Here is a 1,158-nt window from a genome sequence, read left to right as displayed (position 1 = left end):
CCCAGGCGCCCGAGCTCGCCGACCTCGCCGGCAGCCACGCCCCCGCGACGAGGTAGGCGATCCACAAGGGCAGCACCCCGTAGGAGACGATGCCGACGGCGAGGTGCCAGCGGCTCGCCGCGCGCAGGCCCGGCCAGGGCAGGACGCGCAGGTGCTGCATGTTGCCCTGGCACCAGCGGCGCTCGCGCCCGAGGAGGTCGACGAGGTTCGTCGGCATCTCCTCCCAGGTGCCGCCCATCTCCGGCAGCAGGCGGACCTCCCAGCCGGCGCGGGCCAGCATCCCGCCCTCGACGATGTCGTGGCACAGGATTTCGCCGCCCAGGGGCGCCCTGCCCGGCAGCACCGGCAGCTGGGCGTGGTCGGCGAACGCCGCGACCCGCAGGATCGCGTTGTGGCCCCAGTAGCTCCCGTCCGGCCCCTGCCAGGTCTCCAGGCAGCGCAGGGCCAGCGGCGCGTAGAGCCGCACCGCGAATTGCTGGATGCGGGCGAACAGCGTGTCGCGGCCGGCGGCGTAGGACACGGTCTGGATCAGGCCGGTCGCCGGGCTCTCCTCCATCAGCCGGGCGAGGCGGCGCATCGTGGCGCCGGTCATCAGGCTGTCGGCGTCGAGCACGATCATGAAGTCGTACTGGTCGCCGTAGGTCCTGGTGAACTCGGCGATGTTGCCGGCCTTGCGCCCGATGTTCTCGGTGCGGCGGCGATAGCGGATCCGCGGGATGCCGGGGCCGGCGGTCTCGCGCCAGGCCTGGATCCGGGCGAACTCGTGCTCCTCAACCGCCGCGATCGCGCCGTCGCGGGTGTCGGAGAGGACGAAAAGGTCGATGTCGCCGCCGAGGGACTCGTCGCGGGCACCGTCCCGCGCGGCGTCGCGGGCGAGCGAGCGCGCCATCACCCGCAGCGCCGCGAACACCGCCACCGGGTCCTCGGCGTGGATCGCCACCACGGCCGCCGTGCGCGACAGGCCCGACGCCTGCGCCGGCACCGTCTCCGAGCGGCGCTCCAGGGCGGATTTCGCCCGCGCGCCGAGGCCGGCGGCGATCAGGCCGTAGAGGTACTGCCACGCGACGAACGACTGCCAGGTCATCACCACCGCGAACAGGACCAGCACGGTGCGGGCGAGCCAGGCGCCGGTCGGGTCGGCCGGGGCCGGGTAGGCGA

The 1,158-nt window shown here is 74.2% G+C and carries 1 protein-coding gene; it reads right to left on the bottom strand.

All coding sequences use genetic code 11. The features are described from left to right. Window positions 1–1,158: glucans biosynthesis glucosyltransferase MdoH (gene mdoH, locus FV223_RS28145; protein ID WP_147729943.1), on the bottom strand; the 1,158-nt coding region annotated here is incomplete at both ends.

The sequence above is a fragment of the Methylobacterium sp. WL116 genome, from assembly GCF_008039455.1.
Taxonomy (GTDB): domain Bacteria; phylum Pseudomonadota; class Alphaproteobacteria; order Rhizobiales; family Beijerinckiaceae; genus Methylobacterium.
The sequence above is the reverse complement of the archived record's forward strand: the minus strand, read 5'-3'. Positions and strand labels throughout refer to the sequence as shown.